A 20,384-nucleotide genomic window follows, 5' to 3' on the forward strand; every position below is an offset into this window, starting at 1 on the left:
GATTTCGCGCCAGTTCATAGCTGTCCGGAGAATCCCCATGACTTACGCGACCGTGATGGTCAGCCTGACGCTCGATCAGTCCAACGAGGCGCGCCTTCAGGTCGCGGGCGAGCTCGCCGAGCGATTCGAGGCGGCCATGATCGGGGTTGCCGCAGCGCAGTTCGCGCCGCCGCTCTATTTCACCGACGGCGCTGAAGCCCAGAGCCTGATCGATCAGGAGGAAGCCTCCATCAGGAAGCGCCTTGCCGATCTGGAGGCGCAATTCCGTGCCGTCACCAAGGCGCGCGGCGGCCGCGTGGAGTGGCGCGGCGCCATGGATTTTCCGGCGCGTTTCGTGCTGGCGCAGGCGCGCTGCGCCGACATCATCGTCAGCGGCGGCCACAGCCCGGCCTTCTCCGACGCGTTCGCGCTCGCCAGCCCCAAGGACCTGGTGATGCAGTCCGGCCGCCCGCTTCTCGTCGTTCCCGATGAGGTCAACTGGCTCGACCTGCGCAGCGTGCTGGTGGCATGGAAGGACACGCCGGAGGCGCGGCGCGCGGTAGTCGATGCGCTGCCGATGCTGCGCAAGGCGAGGGACGTCACCATCGTCGAAATCCCGGAGCGCGATGACGACCGTTCGGCGGTGATGGCCGGCGTCACCGACGTTGCCGCCTGGCTCGCCCGTCACGGCGTCACCGCGAGCGCACGCGTCTCGGAGGCGGTGCGGAACGCAACCGCTGCCGCGCAGTTGGAGCAGGTCGCCGGCGACCTCGGGGCCGGCCTGATCGTGGCGGGCGCCTATGGTCATTCGCGCTTTCGCGAGCTGATCCTCGGCGGCGTCACCGAATATCTGGTCACGCAATCCGCCCGCAGCGTGCTGCTGTCGCACTGACGGCCGCCCGGCCCAAAAGCTAATCGAGGAGGACGCGCCGTGTACAAGTTTCTCGAGCAAACCGTCGACGGCTACATGACGCGCAACGTCAGGACAGCGCGGCGCGACCAGGACCTGCTCGCGCTCAGCGAGATGTTCGAGCGTGACGATTTCAACTCCTATCCGGTCGAGGACGACGGGCAGGTGGTCGGCATCGTCACCAAGTTCGACATCCTGAAGTGTTTCGCGTTCTCGCCGAGCCAGATGCTGCCGCACTATCGCGACCTGATGAGCCGCAGGATCGGCGACGTCATGATGCCCGAGTTCATCTATGTCAGCCCCGACACGCGGCTGACGCGCGTGCTCCAGATCATGGTCGAGCACCGCATCAGAAGCATCATCGTGCTCGACGGCGCCGAGAAGTTGGTCGGAATCATCGCCCGCGAGGACGTCATCAAGGCGCTGAAGGCGACGGCAAGGGAGTGACTTCTTCCTTCTCCCCTTGTGGGAGAAGGTGGCGCGAAGCGCCGGATGGAGGGTATGTCTCCGCGATCTCAAAAGAGAATTGGACTCGGGGAAGCATACCCCTCACCCGAGTGAGTCTGCCGCACGGTCCTTGCCGCCCTCTCCCGCATCCGCCTTCGCCAAGGCTTCGGCGGACATGAGGGGAGAGGGCACTTTAACTGGCGGCTCCGCAGAAATACGGAGCAGGCCTCAAATTGCCTGCCCAATACGTAGAGCCCAAACGTACATCTTGATTTCAATCAATTCCCCGCGAGGGCGGATGTGGTTTCTGGCGGCGTGGTCTTTCAGAGAGAATCCGCGATGCCCCAGCCCTCCATCTCCAAATCGATGACAGCAGGTGAAAGCGGCCTGGCTGTCGTGTTCGCGGTCACCGCCTTCCTCTGCGTGATCGCCTCGGCCAAGGCGCTCGATTCGGCCTTTGCCTTCCACGCCGCGCTCAGCGCGGCGGCGAGCGTGGTTGTGGTCTTTGGCATCATCAACCGCTACTTCGATCGTCCGGCGGCGCTGCCGCCGGCGGAGATCAACGGCCGTCCCAACTACAACATGGGTCCGATCAAGTTCACCGCCGTCATGGCGATGTTCTGGGGCATTGCCGGCTTCCTCGTCGGCCTCATCATCGCCTCGCAGTTGGCGTGGCCCGCACTGAACTTCGATCTGCCCTGGACCAGCTTCGGCCGGCTGCGTCCGCTGCACACCTCCGCGGTGATCTTCGCCTTCGGCGGCAACGTGCTGATCGGCACGTCGCTCTATGTCGTGCAGAAGTCCTGCCGGGTGCGCCTTGCGGGCGACCTCGCGCCCTGGTTCGTCGTGATCGGCTACAATTTCTTCATCCTGATCGCCGGCACCGGCTATCTGCTCGGTGTCACCCAGTCGAAGGAATATGCCGAGCCGGAATGGTATGCCGACCTCTGGCTCACCATCGTCTGGGTCGTCTATCTGCTGGTCTTCCTTGCCACGATCATCAAGCGCAAGGAGCCGCACATCTTCGTCGCGAACTGGTTCTATCTCGCCTTCATCGTGACGATCGCGGTCCTGCATCTCGGCAACAATCCCGCGCTCCCCGTCTCGGTGTTCGGCTCGAAATCCTACGTCGCCTGGGGCGGCATCCAGGACGCGATGTTCCAGTGGTGGTACGGCCACAACGCGGTCGGCTTCTTCCTGACCGCCGGCTTCCTCGCCATCATGTACTACTTCATCCCGAAGCGCGCGGAGCGGCCGATCTATTCCTATCGGCTGTCGATCATCCACTTCTGGGCGCTGATCTTCCTCTACATCTGGGCCGGCCCGCATCATCTGCACTACACGGCGCTGCCGGACTGGACGCAGACGCTCGGCATGACCTTCTCGATCATGCTGTGGATGCCCTCCTGGGGCGGCATGATCAACGGTCTGATGACGCTGTCGGGTGCCTGGGACAAGCTGCGCACCGATCCCGTGCTGCGCATGCTCGTAGTCTCCGTCGCCTTCTACGGCATGTCGACCTTCGAAGGCCCGATGATGTCGATCAAGGTGGTGAACTCGCTCAGCCACTACACCGACTGGACCATCGGCCACGTGCATTCCGGCGCGCTCGGCTGGGTCGGCTTCGTCTCCTTCGGCGCGCTCTACTGCCTGGTGCCGTGGGTGTGGAATCGCAAGGGCCTCTACAGCCTGAAGCTCGTCAACTGGCACTTCTGGATCGCGACCCTCGGCATCGTCCTCTACATCTCGGCGATGTGGGTGTCCGGCATCCTGCAGGGCCTGATGTGGCGCGCCTACACCTCGCTCGGCTTCCTCGAATATTCCTTCATCGAGAGCGTCGAGGCGATGCATCCCTTCTACATCATCCGCGCCGCCGGCGGCGGGCTGTTCCTGATCGGCGCGCTGATCATGGCCTACAATCTCTGGATGACCGTTCGCGTCGGCGAACAGGAAGTCCAGATGCCCGTCGCGCTTCAGCCGGCGGAATGAGGAGCCTTCCATGTCGTTCTGGACACGCCACCAAATCTTCGAAAAGAACTCGATCGTCCTGATCGTCGGCATTTTGCTGGTGATCGCGATCGGCGGTCTCGTCGAGATCACCCCGCTGTTCTACCTCAAGAGCACGATCGAGGCGGTCGACGGCGTCAGGCCCTACACGCCGCTGGAGCTTGCTGGCCGCAACGTCTATGTCCGCGAAGGCTGCTATCTCTGTCATTCGCAGATGATCCGCCCGCTGCGCGACGAGGTCGAGCGCTACGGCCACTTCTCGCTCGCCGCCGAGAGCATGTACGACCACCCGTTCCAGTGGGGCTCGAAGCGCGCCGGTCCGGATCTCGCCCGCGTCGGCGCCAAATATTCCGACGACTGGCACGTGACCCATCTGACCAACCCGCGCGCGATCGTGCCGCAGTCGGTGATGCCGGGCTATCCGTTCCTGAAACAGACCGAGGTCGATCCCGATACGATCGCCGACCACATGAAGACGCTCAAGGCCATCGGCACGCCCTACACCGACGACCAGATTGCGAACGCAGGCGCCGATCTAAAGGCCCAGGCCGATCCCGACAATGCCGGCTCCGACGCCTTCGGCAAGCGCTACGCCAAGGCCGTCGTGCGCAATTTCGACGGCAAGGCCGGCGCGCCGACCGAGATGGACGCGCTGATCGCGTACCTGCAGATGCTCGGCACGCTGGTCGACTTCAAGCTCTACAACGAGAAAGCCAATCTTCGCTGAGAAGGCATCAACGATGAAAGCCATCCTGACACTCGACAATCTCGCGTCCGGTCTCGTGACCACGATCTGGACGCCGGTGTTCGTCGCGATCTTTCTCGCGATCATCGCCTACGCATTATGGCCGCGCAACAAGGCCGCTTTCGACGAAGCGGCGCGCCTGCCGTTGCGGGAGGAGTAAGAGATCATGACCGATCATCATGGCGACATCGATTCCGTCACCGGCAAGTCCACGACCGGACATGAGTGGGACGGCATCAAGGAGCTCAACACGCCGCTGCCGCGCTGGTGGGTGATCTCATTCTACCTCACCATCGTCTGGGCGATCGGCTACTGGATCGTCTATCCGGCCTGGCCGCTGATCTCCAGCAATACCACGGGCCTGTTCGGCTATTCCTCGCGCGCCGACGTCGCGGTCGAGCTCGCCAATCTCGAGAAGATCAGGGGTGACAAGATGGCGGCGCTGGGCGCGGCTTCGCTCGCCGACATCGAGAAGGACCCGGCCTTGCTGGCGCTGGCGCGGGCCAAGGGCAAGACCGTGTTCGGCGACAATTGCGCGCCGTGCCACGGCTCAGGCGGCGCCGGCGCAAAAGGCTTTCCGAATCTCAACGACGATGACTGGCTGTGGGGCGGCACGCTCGACCAGATCATGCAGACCATCCAGTTCGGCGCGCGTTCCGGCCATGCCAAGGCGCATGAGGGCCAGATGCTCGCCTTCGGCAAGGATGGCGTGCTGAAGGGCGACGAGATCGTCACGGTCGCCAATTACGTGCGGTCGCTGTCGGGCCTCTCGACCCGCAAGGGCTTTGATGCCGCCAAGGGCGAGAAGATCTTTGCGGAGAATTGCGTCGCCTGCCACGGTGACGGCGGCAAGGGTAACCCGGAGATGGGCGCCCCGAATCTGACCGACAAGATCTGGCTCTACGGTTCTGACGAAGCGAGCCTGATCGAGACCATCAGCCTGGGTCGCGCCGGTGTGATGCCGGCCTGGGAAGGGCGGCTCGATCCCGCCACCATCAAGGCGATGGCGGTCTATGTCCACTCGCTGGGCGGTGGCAAATAGCCTGCTCGCGACAAGCGGGGGCGAACAAAAGCGTCCCCGCTTGAGCTGGATCAACTGACGCGCTCGCGCCGGGTCTAGGTTTAATCGCACCTTTTCGAGAAGCTTCTTGGCGATGAACAAGACCGTGAACCCGAACGACCTCACATCGAACGATGACAACGGGCCGCTCTACGTAGCCCAGAAGAAGGTGTATCCCCAGAGCGTCTCCGGTACGTTCCGCCGCGTCAAATGGGGCCTGATGGCGTTCTGCCTCGGCGTCTACTACTTCCTGCCGTTCGTGCGCTGGAATCGCGGCATCGGTGCTCCCAGCCAGGCGGTGCTGATCGATCTTCCCAACAGCCGCTTCTACTTCTTCTTCATCGAGCTGTGGCCGCAGGAGGTCTACTACTTCACCGGCCTGCTGATTGTCGCCGCCGTGGCGCTGTTCCTGATGAACTCGGTCGGCGGCCGCATCTGGTGCGGCTATCTCTGTCCGCAGACGGTGTGGACCGATCTGTTCTACGCGGTCGAGCGGCTGGTCGAGGGCGACCGGCGCGAGCGGATGAAGAAGGACAAGTCGTCCGATCCGATGAAGCTGGAGCGCATCTCCGAGATCGTGCTCAAGCATTCGATCTGGCTTCTGATTGCCTGGTGGACCGGCGGCGCCTGGGTGCTCTATTTCAACGACGCGCCGACGCTGGTGAAGGAGCTCGTCACCTTCCAGGCGCCGATGATCGCCTATATCTGGATCGGCATCCTGACGGCGACGACCTATGTGCTCGCCGGCTTCATGCGCGAGCAGGTCTGCACCTATATGTGCCCGTGGCCGCGCATCCAGGCGGCGCTCACCGACGAATGGGCGCTCAACGTCACCTATCGCTACGACCGCGGCGAGAAGCGCACCTCGGTGAAGAAGGCGATCGAGCTGCGTGCGCTCGGCGAACATGTCGGCGACTGCGTCGACTGCTATCAATGCGTCGCGGTCTGCCCGACCGGCATCGACATCCGCAACGGACCGCAGCTCGAATGCATCCAGTGCGGGCTCTGCATCGATGCCTGCGACAACGTGATGACCAAGATCGGCCGGCCGAAGCGGCTGATCGGCTACGACAACGACATCAACATCCAGCGCCGCCAGGAAGGCAAGGCGCCGGTCTACCGCATCGTCCGGGCCCGCACCGTCGCCTATAGCGCGATCATCGCGGCGGTCGGCGGCATCATGATCTACACGCTCGCGACCCGCAGCCTGCTCGACGTCAACGTGCTGCACGACCGTAATCCGGTCGCGGTCAGGCTCAGCGACGGCTCGATCCGCAATGCCTATACGGTGCGGCTCTTGAACAAGAGCGGCTATGACCGCGTCATCGCGATCGACGCCAACGGTCCGGCCAACCTGACTACGCATGTCGTCGGCATCGATTCCGTGACGCCCGATAGGCCGATGATCGTGATCCCGCGCGACTCCACCAGCGAGCTTCGCCTGCTCGTCACCGCGCCGGCGGAAAGCAATCCGGAAAAGTCGGTTCCCGTTCGCTTCCACGTCACCGACATCGGGCTCGGCGAGGTCGCCACCGCCACCGACAACTTCGTCTCGCCCTAGGATCAGGAGACTGCCATGGCCACCCAGCCGCTGACCGGAACAAAAGTGTTCCTGATGCTGGTCGCCTTCTTCGGGCTCGTGATCGGCGTCAACGTGACCATGATGAAGCTCGCGATCGCGACGCTGCCCGGCACCGACGTCGACAGCCCCTATGCCGCGGGCCTCACCTATGACCGCGAGATCTCGGCAGCACAGGACCAGGCCGCGCGCAACTGGAAGGTCAGTGCCCATATCGAGCGCCGCGCTGATGGTGCTGCCACGCTTCAGGTCGAGGCGCGCGATGCGAGCGGCCAGCCGGTGAGCGGGTTGAAATTCGGCGGCCGCCTGGAGCGGCCGACCGACAAGCGCGCCGATCTCGCAGTCGAGCTGTCGGAAGCCGGCATCGGCATCTATCGCGGCAATGCCGCGTCGGTTGCGCCGGGGCAGTGGGATCTCGTGATCGAAGGCGAGGCGCGCGGGACACGCGTGTTCATGTCGCGCAACCGCGTGATCCTGAACTGAGGGACATGGTCATGCAGGTCACGCGGGATTTTTCTCATTACGTCCGGGCCGCGGGCGAGGGTATCAAGCACATCGATCTCGCGGTCGAGGGCGTTCACTGCGCCGGCTGCATGGCCAAGATCGAGCGCGGACTGTCGGCCATCCCCGACGTCACGCTGGCGCGCGTGAATCTCACCGACCGCCGCGTCGCGCTGGAGTGGAAGCAGGACACGCTCGATCCTAGCAGGTTCATCGATCGCCTCGAGGAACTCGGCTACAAGGCCTATCCTTACGAGACCGAGAGTGCGGAAGCGACGGAAGTTGCGGAATCGCGCTTCCTGCTGCGCTGCCTCGGCGTCGCCGCGTTCGCCACCATGAACGTGATGATGCTGTCGATCCCGGTGTGGTCGGGCAACGTCTCGGACATGCTGCCGGAGCAGCGCGACTTTTTCCACTGGCTGTCGGCGCTGATCGCGCTGCCGGCGGCAGCCTATGCCGGCCAGCCGTTCTTCCGTTCGGCGTGGCGCGCGCTGTCGGCCAAGACCACCAACATGGACGTGCCGATCTCGATCGGGGTGTGCCTTGCGCTCGGCATGTCCGTGGTCGAGACAATCCATCACGCCGAGCACGCCTATTTCGACGCGGCGATCATGCTGCTCACGTTTCTTCTGGTCGGCCGCTTCCTCGACCAGAACATGCGGCGGCGGACCCGCGCGGTCGCCGGCAATCTCGCCGCGCTGAAGGCGGAGACGGCGGCCAAGTTCGTCGGGCCCGACGAGATTTCGCAGGTCCCCGTCGCGGCGATCCATCCCGGCGACATCGTGCTGCTGCGGCCCGGCGAGCGTTGCGCCGTCGACGGCACGGTGATCGAGGGGCGTTCCGAGATCGACCAGAGCCTGATCACCGGCGAAACGCTGTATGTCACGGCGGAGCAGGGCACGGCGGTCTATGCCGGCTCGATGAACATCTCCGGCACGCTGCGGGTGCGGGTCTCGGCGGCCTCGGAGGCGACGCTGCTCGCCGAGATCACGCGGTTGCTGGACAACGCGCTGCAGGCGCGCTCGCGCTACATGCGGCTCGCAGATCGCGCCTCCCGGCTCTACGCGCCGGTGGTGCATGCGACGGCGCTGATCACCATTTTGGGCTGGGTCATTGCGGGGGCCGGCTGGCACGATGCGATCGTGACCGGCGTGGCTGTGCTGATCATCACCTGTCCCTGCGCGCTCGGGCTCGCGATCCCGACCGTACAGACGGTGGCCGCGGGCGCCATGTTCAAAGCGGGCGTGCTGCTCAATTCAGGCGACGCCATCGAGCGGCTGGCCGAAGCCGACCACGTCATCTTCGACAAGACCGGCACGCTGACGCTGCCCGATCTCGAAGTGATGAACGCGGCCGACATTCCCGTCGACATTTTTGAACTTGCCGGGCGGCTCGCACTGTCGAGCCATCATCCGGTCGCCGCTGCCGTTGCGCTGGCCGCGGGTGCAAGGTCGCCGATCGTTGGTGCGGTCGAGGAGGCCGGGCAGGGCGTGCGCGCTGTGGTGGACGGTGTCGAGATCCGTCTTGGCCGTCCGTCCTTCTGCCGCGCCGAGGCGCTGGTTGGCAGCGCCACACTCGATCCCGAAGCCTCCATCGTGGCTTTCAGCAAAGGGACTGAAAAATTCATCCTCTCGGTGCGCCAGGGTCTGCGCCCGGACGCGCAGGCCGTGATCGCGGCGCTGAAGGCGCGCAATATCGGCATCGAGATTCTCTCCGGCGACCGTGAGCCTGCGGTGATCGCGGCGGCCCATGCGCTGGGCATCGCCGAATGGCGCGCCGGCGTCACGCCGGCCGACAAGATCGCGCGGATCGAGGAACTGAAGCAGCGCGGCGCCAAAGTGCTGATGGTCGGCGACGGCATGAACGACGCGCCTTCGCTGGCAGCCGCCCATGTCTCGATGTCGCCGATCTCGGCCGCGCATCTCAGCCAGGCGACCGCCGATCTCGTCTTCCTCGGCCGGCCGCTGGCGCCTGTCGTCGCCGCGATCGATTCTGCGCGCAAGGCGCTGCACCTGATGCGGCAGAACCTCTGGCTGGCGATCGGCTATAACGTCCTCGCCGTGCCGGTGGCGACCAGCGGCGTGGTGACGCCCCTGATCGCGGCGGCCGCCATGAGCGGGTCGTCGATCCTGGTGATGCTGAATTCACTGAGGGCGCGCAGTGCGTCACGGGAGACCGTGTGATGGAAATCCTGGTGATCCTGGTGCCGCTGGCGCTGATGCTCGGAGGAGCGGGCCTCGTCGCCTTCCTCTGGTCGCTGCGCAGCGGCCAATATGACGATCTCGACGGCGCGGCCTGGCGCGCCATCGCGGACGACGAGCCGCCGCAGGACGCCCCGGTCAAGCGTTAACACTCCATTGGTTCCGCGCAGCCCTTTTCGGACATGGTCGCTGGACGGCCGGCGGTCGCCGGGCGTAACAATGCCGGAGGATTTTGCGTAGAAGCGACGGGGCAGGCTCTCCGGAGCAGGAGCGTGACGAGCATGCAGAAAGATGTCGGAATGTGCGGGCCTAACGATCTGCCGGGACAGGTCGTGCTGGTGCTGCAGGGCGGCGGTGCGCTCGGCTCCTACCAGGCGGGCGTCTACCAGGCCCTGCACGAGGCCGGGATCGAGCCGGACTGGGTCATCGGCACCTCGATCGGCGCCATCAACGGGAGCCTGATCGCCGGTAATGCGCCGGAGAACAGGCTCGCGCGCCTGAAGGAGTTCTGGAAGCGGATGGAGCAGAATCCGGTCTGGGCTCTGGGTGGCGCCTTTCCCGACTTCAACGAGAAGCTCACCTATTTGTCGACCGTCACCAACGGCATTCCCGGCTTCTTCCGGCCCAACCTGCTGGCGCATGCGGGAGATTCCTTTCCGCTCGGCGCCGATCACGCCGGCTTCTATTCGACCGCGCCGCTGGAGAAGACGCTGAGCGAGCTGGTCGATTTCGATCTCGCCAATCGCTGCGTGCCGCGACTGACGGTCGGTGCGGCCCATGTCGGCACCAGCGAAATGCGCTATTTCGACAGCCGCGACGGCGAACTGACGGTGAAGCATGTCATGGCTTCGGGCGCGCTGCCGCCGGCTTTTCCGGCGGTGCGCATCGATGGCGACCTTTATTGGGACGGCGGCATCCTGTCGAACACGCCGACGGAGGCCGTGTTCGACGACAATCCACGCAGGGATTCGCTGATCTTCTCCGTGCATCTGTGGAATCCCGTCGGCGCCGAGCCGACCACGATGGCGGAGGTCTTGAACCGCCATAAGGACGTGCAGTACTCCAGCCGCATCGCGAGCCAGATCGTGCGGCAGCAGCAGGCCCATCGCCTGCGCCACGTCATCAACCAGCTTGCCGCGCGGTTGCCCGAGAACGAGCGCAACGATCCCGCGGTGAGGGAGCTGATGAGCTACGGCTGTCCGACCCGCATGCATGTGGTGCGACTGCTGGCGCCGCAGCTCGATCGCGAAACCCATACCAAGGATATCGACTTCAGTCCGTCAGGCATTACGCGGCGCTGGCATGCGGGCTACGCCCACACGAGGTCGGTGCTGGCGCGAAGGCCGTGGATCGGCGAATTCGATCCGCTCGCCGGCGTGGTGCTGCACGAGCATATGGACGAGATGCCGATGGCGGCGGAGTAGGGCCGCGTCCGCTTTCATCGAATTGCCACAGGCCCTGCGGATTGTCGGTCGTCGTCCGCTCTTGAGAGGCCCTGCAGTTGGTATCCGGGAACGATCTGGAATTGGCCTTGGGGCGGGTCCGCGCCGACGCCGCGGGACCGGTTGCCGGCGTGTTCGGTCCTGACACGGTGACATGGCGGATCGACCGGGAGGCCGTCATCTTTCTCGGCGCCGGCCGCGCGCTGTTGTTGCAGCTGGCGCATCCCTGGGTCGCGGCCGCCATCGCGGAGCATTCGCGGACCCTTGCCGATCCGATCGGCCGCTTCCACCGTACCTTCGACATCGTCTTTGCCATGGTGTTCGGCTCGCTCGACCGGGCACAGTTGTCGTCGCGGCAATTGCATCGGCGCCACAGCATGATCGTCGGCGAGATGCCCGAGGCCGTCGGTCCGTTCGCGGCAGGCTCGCGCTACTGCGCCAACGACATTCCGTCGCTGCGCTGGGTTCATGCGACGCTGGTCGAGACCGCGGTGATGGCGCATGACCTGGTCCTGCCGCCGCTCTCGGCGGAGGAGCGCGAGCGCTACTGGAGTGAGAGCCGGATGTTCGGCGCCTTGTTCGGATTGACGGCGGACGATTTGCCCGCGGACTGGTCCGGCTTTGCGGCCTACACCGCGGCGATGGTGCAGTCGGACACGCTGACCGTCAGCCCGGCGGCGCGCGAGATCGCCGCACAGATCCTTGGCGGCGCGCGTCCGTGGTTGCGACCACCGCGATGGTATCGCGCGCTCACCGCGAGTTTGTTGCCGGAGCGCCTGCGAGCGGGCTTCAGGTTTGAATTCGACGAGCGCGACAGGCGGGCAGCCGACAATGCGCTGAGATGGATCAGGCGCGTCTATCCCAAACTGCCGGACCGGCTGCGCTATGTCGGTCCCTACCAGGAAGCGCAGGCACGGCTGCGGGGCGAGCCGCAGCCCGACTGGATGACCCGGTGTCTCAACCGCGCCTGGATCGGGCGGCCGCAAATGGATGTGCGCGGGAAGGGGTGATGGCCTCCACTCTTAGGGTGACGGGCGATAGAGTGGCGCGCACTCTCTCCACATCGTCATTGCGAGCGCACCGAAGCAATCCAGACTATCGCCGCGGAGACAGTCTGGATTGCTTCGTCGCTTCGCTCCTCGCAATGACGGAGCGCGTGGGAACGCCTCAGCCTCACACCGAGGCCAGCTTCCGATACAGCGCGCTGTAGCTCCCGGCCGAGATGCTCCAGGAGAACGATCGCCCCATCGCGCTGCGACGCATGGAGTCGAGCTGGTCATGCGCAACGAAAGCCGAGAAGGCGCGGCGGACGCCGCCGAGGAAGGATTCGTGCGAGGGTCTTGAGAACAGGAAGCCGGTCTCGCCGTCGGTGATGGTCTCGGCGAGGCCACCGGTCTGGTGACCGATCGGCAGCGAGCCGAAACGCTGGGCGTACATCTGGCTGAGGCCGCACGGTTCGAAGCGTGACGGCATCAATGTGAAATCGCTGCCCGCGAAGATGCGCCGCGCCTGGGCGTCGTTGAAGCCGATCGTGACCCCGATCGCGTCGGGGCGGCGGCGATGCGCGTCGATCAGCGCCTGCTCGAGTGCGGGCTCGCCGGAGCCGGTGACCACGATCTGTCCGCCGGCATCGATGATCTCGTCGGCGGCCGACAGCACGAGGTCGATACCCTTCTGGTGCACCAGGCGTGCGACGATCGCGAACATCGGCCCGCGCGAGACCGCCAGGCCAAACTGCTTGCGGATATAATCCGCATTGGCCTTCTTGCCGACCCAGTCGCCGGCGCCGAACTGCTGGGCCAGCTGGGAGCAGGAGCGAGGGTCCCAGCTCTCGTCGATGCCGTTGAGGATGCCGGTGAGCTCGGCCGCGTCGGAGCGGACACGAAGCAGGCCTTCGAGACCGCAGCCGAATTCCTCCGTCGTGATCTCGCGTGCATAGGTGCCGCTGACGGTGGTGAGGTGCGAGGCATAGACCAGCCCGGCCTTGAGGAAGGAGAGCTGGTCGTAGAACTCGACGCCGTCGATATGGAAGGAGCTCTCGGGGACGCCGATCCGCCGGAGCGAGTCCTTCGGGAAGAGTCCTTGGTAGGCGAGGTTGTGGATGGTCAGGATCGACGGCAGCTTGGCGCCGCGCCAGGCGAGGTAGGCCGGCACGAGCGAGGCCTGCCAGTCATTGGCATGGATCAGGTCTGCTGCCCAATTCTTGTCCAGCTTGCCCATGGCCAGCTCAGCGGCTGCCGAGGCAAAGCGCGCAAAGCGGATGTCGTTGTCCGGCCAGTCGTGTCCGGACTCGTCGCCATAGGGATTGCCGGGCCGGTCGTAGAGTTGTGAGCACAACAGCACATAGACCGGCAGCCCGTCCTTGGTCGCAGCCCGGCCGAGCGAGCAGGCCGGCATCTCCGCAAACGCCGCGCAGCGGCCAACGATCTGAATATGCGTGAGTTGTTCGATGATGTCGCGGTAGCCGGGCAACATGACCCGGATATCGGCGAGAGGGCGAAGCGCCCTGGGAAGTGCAGCGGAAACGGCGCCGAGTCCGCCAACGCGGACGAAATCGTCCATCTCGGTTGTGACGAACAAGACCCTCAAGAACAGCTGCCCTCTTCCGATCCCGTTTATTGCTATGCAAGAACGGGTCCAGTTGTCCTGGAATTCCCAAGCCCGCCCGTGAGACGCGTCCGTTCGGTAAAGACTTTCCTACTCACCCGCCGCCCTCTAGGGTCGGCGCATCAACAAGAGAGAAATTCGATAGTTCCTAAGAGGCCGAGGGGCGCAGCAGGCATGCCGTTAGCAGATAAGCATGAGGGGACGACGACAAAGGCCTTCGCGGGCCTCAGGGTCCTGGATTTTTCGACCACCATCGCCGGTCCCCATTGTGCGCGGATGCTTGCCGACATGGGCGCCGAGGTCATCAAGATCGAGACCGGCGGCGGCGAGACGATGCGCACCCGGCCGCCGCTGCGCAAGGGGTGCAGCACCGTATTCGGCCAGCTCAACGTCGGCAAGAAAAGCGTCGTGCTCGATCTCAAGTCCGAGGAGGGCAAGGAGGCGGTGCGCCGGCTCGCCGCGACCGCCGATATCCTGGTCGAGAACTTTCGCCCCGGCGTGATGCACCGGCTGCGGCTCGACTACGACCGCCTGTGCCCGGTCAATCCAAAGCTGATCTATTGCTCGATCTCGGGCTACGGCCAGACCGGTCCCTCGGCGGAGCTGCCGGCCTACGCGCCGGTGATCCATGCGGCCTCCGGCTACGACATGGCGCATCTCGCCTATCAGCCCGGCCGCAGCCGTCCCGATTATTGCGGCATCTACCATGCCGATGTCGTCACCGGCACCTACGGTTTCGGCGCGATTGCGTCGGCGCTCTATCAGCGCACGGTGACCGGGCAGGGCCAGCACATCGACGTCTCCATGCTGGAAGCGATGCTGACCTTGACGGTGATCGAGCTGCAGAGCTCGCAATTCGCGGTGAAGCCACCGCCGCGCCCGATGTTCGGGCCGACCGAGACGGCCAATGGCTATGTCATGATCACGGTCGCGAGCGAGAAGACGTTCCAGTGCCTGATGGGCGTGATCGGCCGCTCCGAATGGATTTCCGATCCGCGCTTCTCCACCTACGCCGCGCGCCGCGAGAACTGGGCCGACATGATGGACGGCGTCGAGGCCTGGTCGCGGCCGCTCACGACCGACGCGTGTCTTGTCGCGCTTGGCGCGGCCGGTGTGCCGGCCTCGGCCTATCGCACCGTGTCCGAGGCGCTGGCCGATCCGCAACTCGCGCACCGGCAGGCGCTCTCGTCCGTCGAGGACGAGGGTGGCTCGTTCCAGGTGCTCAATCTGCCGTTCCGGATGTCGGGCGCCGACACCACGCCCGCCAAGCCATGGCCGTGCTCGGCGAGCACACGGACGCATTGCGCGAGGAGATCGGCCTCGCTGGCGATGCGCCAATTCCGTCAGGCAAAACGGCTGCGACAAACTGAGCGCATCGCAGCACCACTACAGCGTTTGATCACTCGCGTGTTTCTCTTGCCGTGGCGAACATTTATCGCCAAGCTCGCCTCCGAGTCATTCAACGATCCGAAACATCGGACGAGGGATCCCGGGAGGAACCATGACGAACCTTGCTGCCGCGGCGCGCAAACACGCGCCGATTTTCCTTGTTGCGGCATTTTCTCTACTTCCGCCGGCCGAGCCGGCACAGGCGCAGAAGGCGGGCGGCAGCATCACCGTCGGTCAGGAGCTGGAGATTACGGGCTTCGATCCGCTCAAGGTCGGGGTCTACGACACCTCGACCTTCACCGCCGCGGCCGCGATCTTCGATACGCTCACCACGCTCGACGACAAGGGCGAGGCCGCGCCAAAGCTGGCAGTGTCCTGGACCCATTCCGACGATTACAAGAGCTGGACCTTCAAGCTGCGCCAGGGCGTGAAATTCCACGACGGCACGCCGTTCAATGCGCAAGCCTTCAAGGAGAACTTCGATCGGCAGAAGGACCCCGCCAACAAGTGCCGCTGCGCCTTCTACATCACCAACGTCAAGGAAGTGCTGGCGCCCGACGAATATACTGTCGTCTACAATCTCACCGATCCTTCCGTGAACCTGCCGGCAACGAACACCATCCAGAGCCAGAACAACGTCGTGCATTCGCCGACGGCGTGGAAGACCAAGGGCGACGACTACAATCGCAATCCCGTCGGCACCGGTCCCTACATCCTGAAATCATGGACGGCCGGCGATCGCATGGTTCTGGAGAAGAACCCGGGCTACTGGGACAAGGGCCGTCCCTATCTCGACCGCATCATCCTGAAGCCGCTGCCCGACGCGCAGTCGCGTTTCGCCTCGCTGCAATCGGGCGAGGCCGACATCATCTGGGACGACGAGAACGACGCCGACAACATCATGAAGGCGCAGAAGGACCCCAAGCTCACCGTGCACACCTACAAGGGCTCGGGCGCGCAGGTCTATGCCTTCAACACCAAGGTGGCGCCGTTCGACGACGTCCGGGTGCGGCAGGCGCTGGTGATGGCGATCGACCGCCCGAAGATGTCGCAGGCGATCAGCAACGGCCTGAGCCGGCCCGCGACCAATCCCTACGGCGACGGCTCCTGGGTCAAGTGCAAGGACGACGGCGCGCTGCTGTTCGATGTCGAGAAGGCCAAGGCACTGATCAAGGATTATGGCAAGCCGGTCGAGTTCAAGACGATGGTGACCGCGACGCCCCGCGGCCGCATGATCGGCCAGGTGCTCCAGCAATTCTGGAAGCGCGCCGGCGCCAACATGGAGATCGAGCAGGTCGACCAGGCCACCATTCCGCCACGCGCGTTCATGCGTCAGTTCCAGCTCATACCCTGGCGCATCGTCGACCTCGCCGATCCCGATCCGCAGATGTATGCGAACTTCCGCAGCGGCAGCCCGCTGGCGCTGGCCAACTTCGCCGATCCGGAGCTCGACCGGCTGCTCGACCACTCCCGCGTCACCGCCGATCCCGCCGCGCGTACCGAGGATTATTGCGCGATCAGCCGCCTGATCAACAAGGAGGCGATCTGGTTCTGGACCTTCCAGAACACCTATTATGCGCTGTCGAGCGCCAAGCTGAAGGGCTTTCCAAAGATCTACAACGGCGTGATCGACGTCTCCTCCACCTGGCTGGAATGACCGCGCGATGCTGAACTTCGTCGTGCGGCGGCTCCTTGCCATCCTGCCGGTGCTGCTCGCCGTCTCGCTGCTCACCTTCCTGATCGCCGCGTTGCTGCCGGGCGACCTTGCCTATGTCATCCTCGGCGATCAGGCGACGCCGGAGAATGTCGCGGCGTTGCGCCGTGACATGGGGCTCGACCAGCCGCTGTGGTGGCGTTATCTGAGCTGGCTCGGTCACGTCCTGCAGGGCGATCTCGGCCGCTCCTTCCGCACCGGGCAGACGGTATTGCAGGCGGTGGCCGAGCGCATTCCGGTCTCGCTCGAGCTGATGCTGATGGCCGAATTCATCGGGCTCCTGATCGGCGTGCCGCTCGCGATCGCCTGCGCCGCGCGTGCCGGTGGCGCCTTCGACCGCTTCATGACCGGCAGTGCCTTCGCCATGCTGTCGATGCCGTCGTTCCTGATGGCGATTTTGTTGATCTATCTGTTCGCGGTCGAGCTGCGCTGGCTGCCGGCGACCGGCTATGTGCCGTTCACCGAGGAGCCGCTGTCGAACCTGCGCTTCTTCGTGCTGCCGGCGCTGACGCTGGCGCTGGCTGAATGGCCTGGCATCATGCGGGTGTTGCGCTCCGACATGATCGCGACCCTGCAGGAGGACTATATCGCGCTCGCCAAGGCCAAAGGCCTCAAGCCGGCGCGCATCCTGTTCGTGCATGCGCTGAAGCCATCGTCGCTGACGCTGGTGACGGTGACAGGCATCAACATCGGTCGCCTGCTGGGCGGCACGCTGATCGTGGAATCGATCTTCGCGCTGCCGGGCATCGGCCGCCTGCTGGTCGGCGCGATCTACACCCGCGACCTCGTCATCCTCCAGGGCGTGGTGCTGCTGGTCGCCTGCGGCTTCGTCATCGTCAATTTCATCGTCGATATGCTCTACGCCGTGCTCGATCCGAGGATCCGCCATGGCCACGCTTGAGCTGTCGATGCAGGACGAGGTGGTCTCCGAGCCGGTTCGGCGCCGGCGCAAGCTCGGCATTCTGTTCTGGTTCGCAAGCGCCTGGCTCGCGATTGTCCTGACGCTCGCGATCCTCGCGCCGGTGCTGCCGCTGCAGAATCCTGTAGACATGGACATGCTGGAGCGCCGTGCGGCGTTCTCCGGGGAACACTGGCTCGGCACCGACGGGCTCGGCCGCGACGAATTCGCCCGCCTGATCTTTGGGGCACGCGTCTCGCTGACGGTCGGGCTGATCGCGCCGATGATCAGCCTTGCGCTGGGCGGCGCGCTTGGTCTCCTCGCCGGCTATTTCCGCGGCCGGTTCGAGACGCTGGTGGTCGGCAGCATGGACGTGCTGCTGGCCTTTCCGCCGCTGATCTTCGCGCTCGCGGTGACTGCCTATCTCGGCCAGTCGATTCCAAATCTCACCCTGATCCTCGGCGTGCTCGGCATTCCCGCCTTCATGCGCGTGGCGCGCGCGGCCACGCTGACGCTGGCGCGGCGCGAGTTCGTGATCGCGGCCGAGGCGCTCGGCGCCAGTCATGCGCGCATCCTGCTGCGCGAGCTGCTGCCGAACGTGATCCTGCCGCTGCTGGCCTTCTTCCTGCTCGGCGTTGCCGTCACCATCGTGGTCGAGGGCGCGCTGTCCTTCCTCGGGCTCGGCGTGCCGCCGCCGATGGCGAGCTGGGGCAGCATGATCGGCGAAGGGCGCGACAGCCTCGACGTCGCGCCGCGGCTGGCCTTCCTGCCGGCAACCGCGCTGTTCTTGACCGTGCTGGCCTTCAACCTGGTCGGCGACACCTTGCGGGCGCTGACCGACCCGCGTCAGGGGGCGCTGTGAGCGCGCCGCTTCTCACCATCGCGGATGTGGCGGTCGAACTGCCGACCCCGCGCGGCAATTTGCGCGCCGTGGATCATGTCGACCTGTCGCTGGAAGCGGGCCGTACGCTCGGCATCGTCGGCGAATCCGGCTGCGGCAAGACCATGCTATCGCGCGCGGTGCTTCAGCTCTTGCCGAAGAAGGCGAAGCTGACCGGACGCGTGATGTTCGACGGCCAGGATCTGGTGCGGCTTGACTCCGAGCGTCTGCGGCGCCTGCGCGGGCGCGACCTCGCGGTCGTGTTCCAGGACCCCATGACCTCGCTCAACCCGGTGCTGACCATCGGCACCCAGCTGATGGAGACGATCCAGGAGCATCTCGAGCTCGACGCGCCGGCGGCGCGGAAGCGCAGCATCGAGCTGCTCGCCGCCGTCGGCATCCCGGCGCCGGAGCAGCGGCTCGCGCAATATCCGCATCAATGTTCCGGCGGCATGCGCCAGCGCATCGCGATTGCGATCGCGCTGTCCTGCGAGCCGAAACTGTTGATTGCGGACGAGCCGACCACGGCGCTCGACGTCACGATCCAGGCGCAGATCCTCGACCTGCTGGCGCGCGAGCAGCGCCGCCGCCACATGGCGATGATCATCATCACCCACGATCTCGGCGTCGTCGCCGGCCGCGCCGACGAGGTCGCGGTGATGTATGCGGGCAGGGTGGTCGAGCGCGCGCCGACGCAGGCGTTGTTCAAGCGCATGCACATGCCCTATACCGAGGCGCTGCTGGCGGCGATCCCGAAGCTGGAGACCGCGCCGCATACGCCGCTGCCGGCCATTTCCGGCCGTCCGCCCGATCCGACCCGGCCACTTAAAGGCTGCTCGTTTGCGCCACGCTGCCGCTATGCCGCAGGGCGCTGTCACGAGGCCGAGCCCGAATTGAAGGGCGCGGAGATGCCGGATCATCTCTATGCCTGCTTCCACCCCATCCAGATGACGGAGGGGATTGACGCATGATGCAGCTTGCCATGCCCGCTGAGCCGCTCCTGAACGTCGACAATCTCGTCGTCGAATATGGCCTCGGCAACAAGACGGTGCACGCGGTCTCCGGCGTCAGCCTCCAGGTCGCGCGCGGCGAGACGCTGGGCCTGGTCGGCGAATCCGGCTGCGGCAAGTCGACGCTGGGGCGCGCGGTGCTGCAATTGCGCCGCGCCAAATCCGGCCGCGTGCTGTTCGACGGCGAGGACCTCACTGCGATGGAAGGCGAGGCGCTGCGAAAAATGCGCCGCCGCGTGCAGCTGATCTTCCAGGACCCGATCGCCTCGCTCAATCCACGCCGGCGCATCGGCGACATCGTCGCCGAGCCGCTGATCATCGCCGGCGTCAAGGATGCCGCCGAGCGCAAGCGGCGCGTCCACGAGGTGCTTTCTGCGGTCGGGCTCGACCCCGACATCGTGGCGGGCCGTCTGCCGCACGAATTCTCCGGCGGCCAGTGCCAGCGCATCTGCATCGCACGATCGCTGGTGCTCAACCCCGAATTCATCGTCTGCGACGAGCCGGTCTCGGCGCTCGACGTCTCTATCCGCGCGCAGATCCTCAATCTGCTCGAGGAGATGAAGGCGCGCTTCGGCCTGACGCTGCTGTTCATCGCGCATGATCTCGCGGTGGTGAAAGCGGTCAGCGACCGCGTCGCGGTGATGTATCTCGGCCGGCTCTGCGAGGTCGGGCCGTCGGAACAATTGTTCGCGAGGCCCGCGCATCCCTACACGGACCTGCTGTTGCAGGCGATCCCGGTGCCCGATCCGGACGTGCGTCCCGTCGAGAGTGTGGCGACCGGCGAGCCGCCATCGCCGATTGCGCCGCCGTCCGGCTGCCGCTTCCGCACCCGCTGCCCGCGGGCCGACCAGCGATGCAGCGCGGAGATACCGGAGTTGCGCGAGGTCGCACCCGGCCAGTTCGCGGCTTGCCACCATCCGCTGGCCTAAACTAGAGGCCCGTTCCGATGCGATCGGAACGGGCCGCTAGATTCTCGTTTTGACGCGTTTTCTTTACGCGAACCGGTATCCACTTC

Annotated in this window: 18 protein-coding genes and 1 pseudogene; 18 read left to right on the forward strand and 1 reads right to left on the reverse strand. The window is 65.3% G+C overall.

The window, feature by feature from the left end:
* Nucleotides 1–37 precede the first annotated feature (37 nt).
* From QJT78_RS21800 to QJT78_RS21855, 12 genes are all read left to right on the forward strand, one after another.
* Nucleotides 38–871 carry a universal stress protein gene (locus tag QJT78_RS21800; RefSeq protein WP_028152077.1) on the forward strand — a complete coding sequence of 278 codons (834 nt, stop codon included), beginning with the start codon at nt 38–40 and terminating at the stop codon, nt 869–871.
* A 39-nt stretch (nt 872–910) separates the two neighbouring features.
* Nucleotides 911–1,336, forward strand: a complete 426-nt coding sequence (locus QJT78_RS21805) for a CBS domain-containing protein (protein ID WP_028152076.1) — start codon at nt 911–913, stop codon at nt 1,334–1,336.
* A gap of 339 nt (nt 1,337–1,675) precedes the next feature.
* Nucleotides 1,676–3,325, forward strand: coding sequence for a cytochrome-c oxidase, cbb3-type subunit I (gene ccoN, locus QJT78_RS21810; protein ID WP_028152075.1), 1,650 nt, complete (start codon nt 1,676–1,678; stop codon nt 3,323–3,325).
* A 10-nt stretch (nt 3,326–3,335) separates the two neighbouring features.
* On the forward strand, nt 3,336–4,070 hold the full coding sequence (ccoO, locus tag QJT78_RS21815) for a cytochrome-c oxidase, cbb3-type subunit II (protein ID WP_038943235.1): 735 nt from the start codon (nt 3,336–3,338) through the stop codon (nt 4,068–4,070).
* A gap of 13 nt (nt 4,071–4,083) precedes the next feature.
* Nucleotides 4,084–4,248: a CcoQ/FixQ family Cbb3-type cytochrome c oxidase assembly chaperone gene (locus tag QJT78_RS21820; protein ID WP_014497064.1), complete on the forward strand. Its 165-nt coding sequence runs from the start codon at nt 4,084–4,086 to the stop codon at nt 4,246–4,248.
* 6 nt (nt 4,249–4,254) lie between these two features.
* Entirely contained in the window at nt 4,255–5,130 is an 876-nt protein-coding gene (ccoP, locus tag QJT78_RS21825) for a cytochrome-c oxidase, cbb3-type subunit III (protein WP_028152073.1), read from the forward strand.
* A 112-nt stretch (nt 5,131–5,242) separates the two neighbouring features.
* The gene (gene ccoG, locus QJT78_RS21830) at nt 5,243–6,709 is read left to right on the forward strand and encodes a cytochrome c oxidase accessory protein CcoG (protein ID WP_038943236.1); all 1,467 of its coding nucleotides are present in this window, start codon (nt 5,243–5,245) and stop codon (nt 6,707–6,709) included.
* 15 nt (nt 6,710–6,724) lie between these two features.
* Nucleotides 6,725–7,210, forward strand: coding sequence for a FixH family protein (locus QJT78_RS21835; protein WP_028152071.1), 486 nt, complete (start codon nt 6,725–6,727; stop codon nt 7,208–7,210).
* A gap of 11 nt (nt 7,211–7,221) precedes the next feature.
* Nucleotides 7,222–9,411 (forward strand): cation-translocating P-type ATPase, encoded by a 2,190-nt coding sequence (locus tag QJT78_RS21840; protein WP_038975874.1) that lies wholly within the window; start codon nt 7,222–7,224, stop codon nt 9,409–9,411.
* A complete protein-coding gene (ccoS, locus tag QJT78_RS21845; protein ID WP_014497059.1) occupies nt 9,411–9,578 on the forward strand; it encodes a cbb3-type cytochrome oxidase assembly protein CcoS in 168 nt (55 codons plus the stop codon). The genes QJT78_RS21840 and ccoS overlap by 1 nt, the downstream gene beginning before the upstream one ends.
* Nucleotides 9,579–9,710: 132 nt before the next feature.
* Nucleotides 9,711–10,853: a patatin-like phospholipase family protein gene (locus tag QJT78_RS21850; protein ID WP_028152069.1), complete on the forward strand. Its 1,143-nt coding sequence runs from the start codon at nt 9,711–9,713 to the stop codon at nt 10,851–10,853.
* Between the two features lie 77 nt (nt 10,854–10,930).
* Nucleotides 10,931–11,881, forward strand: a complete 951-nt coding sequence (locus tag QJT78_RS21855) for an oxygenase MpaB family protein (RefSeq protein ID WP_028152068.1) — start codon at nt 10,931–10,933, stop codon at nt 11,879–11,881.
* Between the two features lie 163 nt (nt 11,882–12,044).
* Here the strand turns inward: QJT78_RS21855 and glgA are convergent, their stop codons facing one another.
* On the reverse strand, nt 12,045–13,460 hold the full coding sequence (gene glgA, locus QJT78_RS21860; protein ID WP_049807614.1) for a glycogen synthase GlgA: 1,416 nt from the start codon (nt 13,458–13,460) through the stop codon (nt 12,045–12,047).
* A 192-nt stretch (nt 13,461–13,652) separates the two neighbouring features.
* Here glgA and QJT78_RS21865 point away from each other — a divergent pair.
* From QJT78_RS21865 to QJT78_RS21890, 6 genes and pseudogenes are all read left to right on the forward strand, one after another.
* A pseudogene (locus QJT78_RS21865) lies at nt 13,653–14,848 on the forward strand (CoA transferase).
* Nucleotides 14,849–14,979: 131 nt separating this feature from the next.
* Entirely contained in the window at nt 14,980–16,524 is a 1,545-nt protein-coding gene (locus tag QJT78_RS21870) for an ABC transporter substrate-binding protein (RefSeq protein ID WP_028152065.1), read from the forward strand.
* Between the two features lie 7 nt (nt 16,525–16,531).
* The gene (locus QJT78_RS21875) at nt 16,532–17,482 is read left to right on the forward strand and encodes an ABC transporter permease (protein ID WP_028152064.1); all 951 of its coding nucleotides are present in this window, start codon (nt 16,532–16,534) and stop codon (nt 17,480–17,482) included.
* Nucleotides 17,469–18,341, forward strand: a complete 873-nt coding sequence (locus QJT78_RS21880; protein ID WP_038943241.1) for an ABC transporter permease — start codon at nt 17,469–17,471, stop codon at nt 18,339–18,341. The genes QJT78_RS21875 and QJT78_RS21880 overlap by 14 nt, the downstream gene beginning before the upstream one ends.
* Entirely contained in the window at nt 18,338–19,330 is a 993-nt protein-coding gene (locus QJT78_RS21885) for an ABC transporter ATP-binding protein (protein WP_028152062.1), read from the forward strand. The genes QJT78_RS21880 and QJT78_RS21885 overlap by 4 nt, the downstream gene beginning before the upstream one ends.
* Complete coding sequence (locus tag QJT78_RS21890; RefSeq protein ID WP_028152061.1) at nt 19,327–20,298, forward strand: oligopeptide/dipeptide ABC transporter ATP-binding protein; 972 nt, start codon at nt 19,327–19,329, stop codon at nt 20,296–20,298. The genes QJT78_RS21885 and QJT78_RS21890 overlap by 4 nt, the downstream gene beginning before the upstream one ends.
* Nucleotides 20,299–20,384: the final 86 nt, after the last annotated feature.

It is taken from the genome of Bradyrhizobium sp. Mp27, from assembly GCF_029953005.1.
GTDB classification, from domain to species: domain Bacteria; phylum Pseudomonadota; class Alphaproteobacteria; order Rhizobiales; family Xanthobacteraceae; genus Bradyrhizobium; species Bradyrhizobium barranii.

What these genes read in the sequence shown, in the direction of transcription:
- QJT78_RS21800 (WP_028152077.1), top strand. Translation starts at nt 38, where the DNA reads ATGACTTACGCGACCGTGATGGTCAGCCTGACGCTCGATCAGTCCAAC.
- ccoN (WP_028152075.1), top strand. Translation starts at nt 1,676, where the DNA reads ATGCCCCAGCCCTCCATCTCCAAATCGATGACAGCAGGTGAAAGCGGC.
- ccoO (WP_038943235.1), top strand. Translation starts at nt 3,336, where the DNA reads ATGTCGTTCTGGACACGCCACCAAATCTTCGAAAAGAACTCGATCGTC.
- QJT78_RS21820 (WP_014497064.1), top strand. Translation starts at nt 4,084, where the DNA reads ATGAAAGCCATCCTGACACTCGACAATCTCGCGTCCGGTCTCGTGACC.
- ccoP (WP_028152073.1), top strand. Translation starts at nt 4,255, where the DNA reads ATGACCGATCATCATGGCGACATCGATTCCGTCACCGGCAAGTCCACG.
- ccoG (WP_038943236.1), top strand. Translation starts at nt 5,243, where the DNA reads ATGAACAAGACCGTGAACCCGAACGACCTCACATCGAACGATGACAAC.
- QJT78_RS21835 (WP_028152071.1), top strand. Translation starts at nt 6,725, where the DNA reads ATGGCCACCCAGCCGCTGACCGGAACAAAAGTGTTCCTGATGCTGGTC.
- QJT78_RS21840 (WP_038975874.1), top strand. Translation starts at nt 7,222, where the DNA reads ATGCAGGTCACGCGGGATTTTTCTCATTACGTCCGGGCCGCGGGCGAG.
- ccoS (WP_014497059.1), top strand. Translation starts at nt 9,411, where the DNA reads ATGGAAATCCTGGTGATCCTGGTGCCGCTGGCGCTGATGCTCGGAGGA.
- QJT78_RS21850 (WP_028152069.1), top strand. Translation starts at nt 9,711, where the DNA reads ATGCAGAAAGATGTCGGAATGTGCGGGCCTAACGATCTGCCGGGACAG.
- QJT78_RS21870 (WP_028152065.1), top strand. Translation starts at nt 14,980, where the DNA reads ATGACGAACCTTGCTGCCGCGGCGCGCAAACACGCGCCGATTTTCCTT.
- QJT78_RS21875 (WP_028152064.1), top strand. Translation starts at nt 16,532, where the DNA reads ATGCTGAACTTCGTCGTGCGGCGGCTCCTTGCCATCCTGCCGGTGCTG.
- QJT78_RS21880 (WP_038943241.1), top strand. Translation starts at nt 17,469, where the DNA reads ATGGCCACGCTTGAGCTGTCGATGCAGGACGAGGTGGTCTCCGAGCCG.
- QJT78_RS21890 (WP_028152061.1), top strand. Translation starts at nt 19,327, where the DNA reads ATGATGCAGCTTGCCATGCCCGCTGAGCCGCTCCTGAACGTCGACAAT.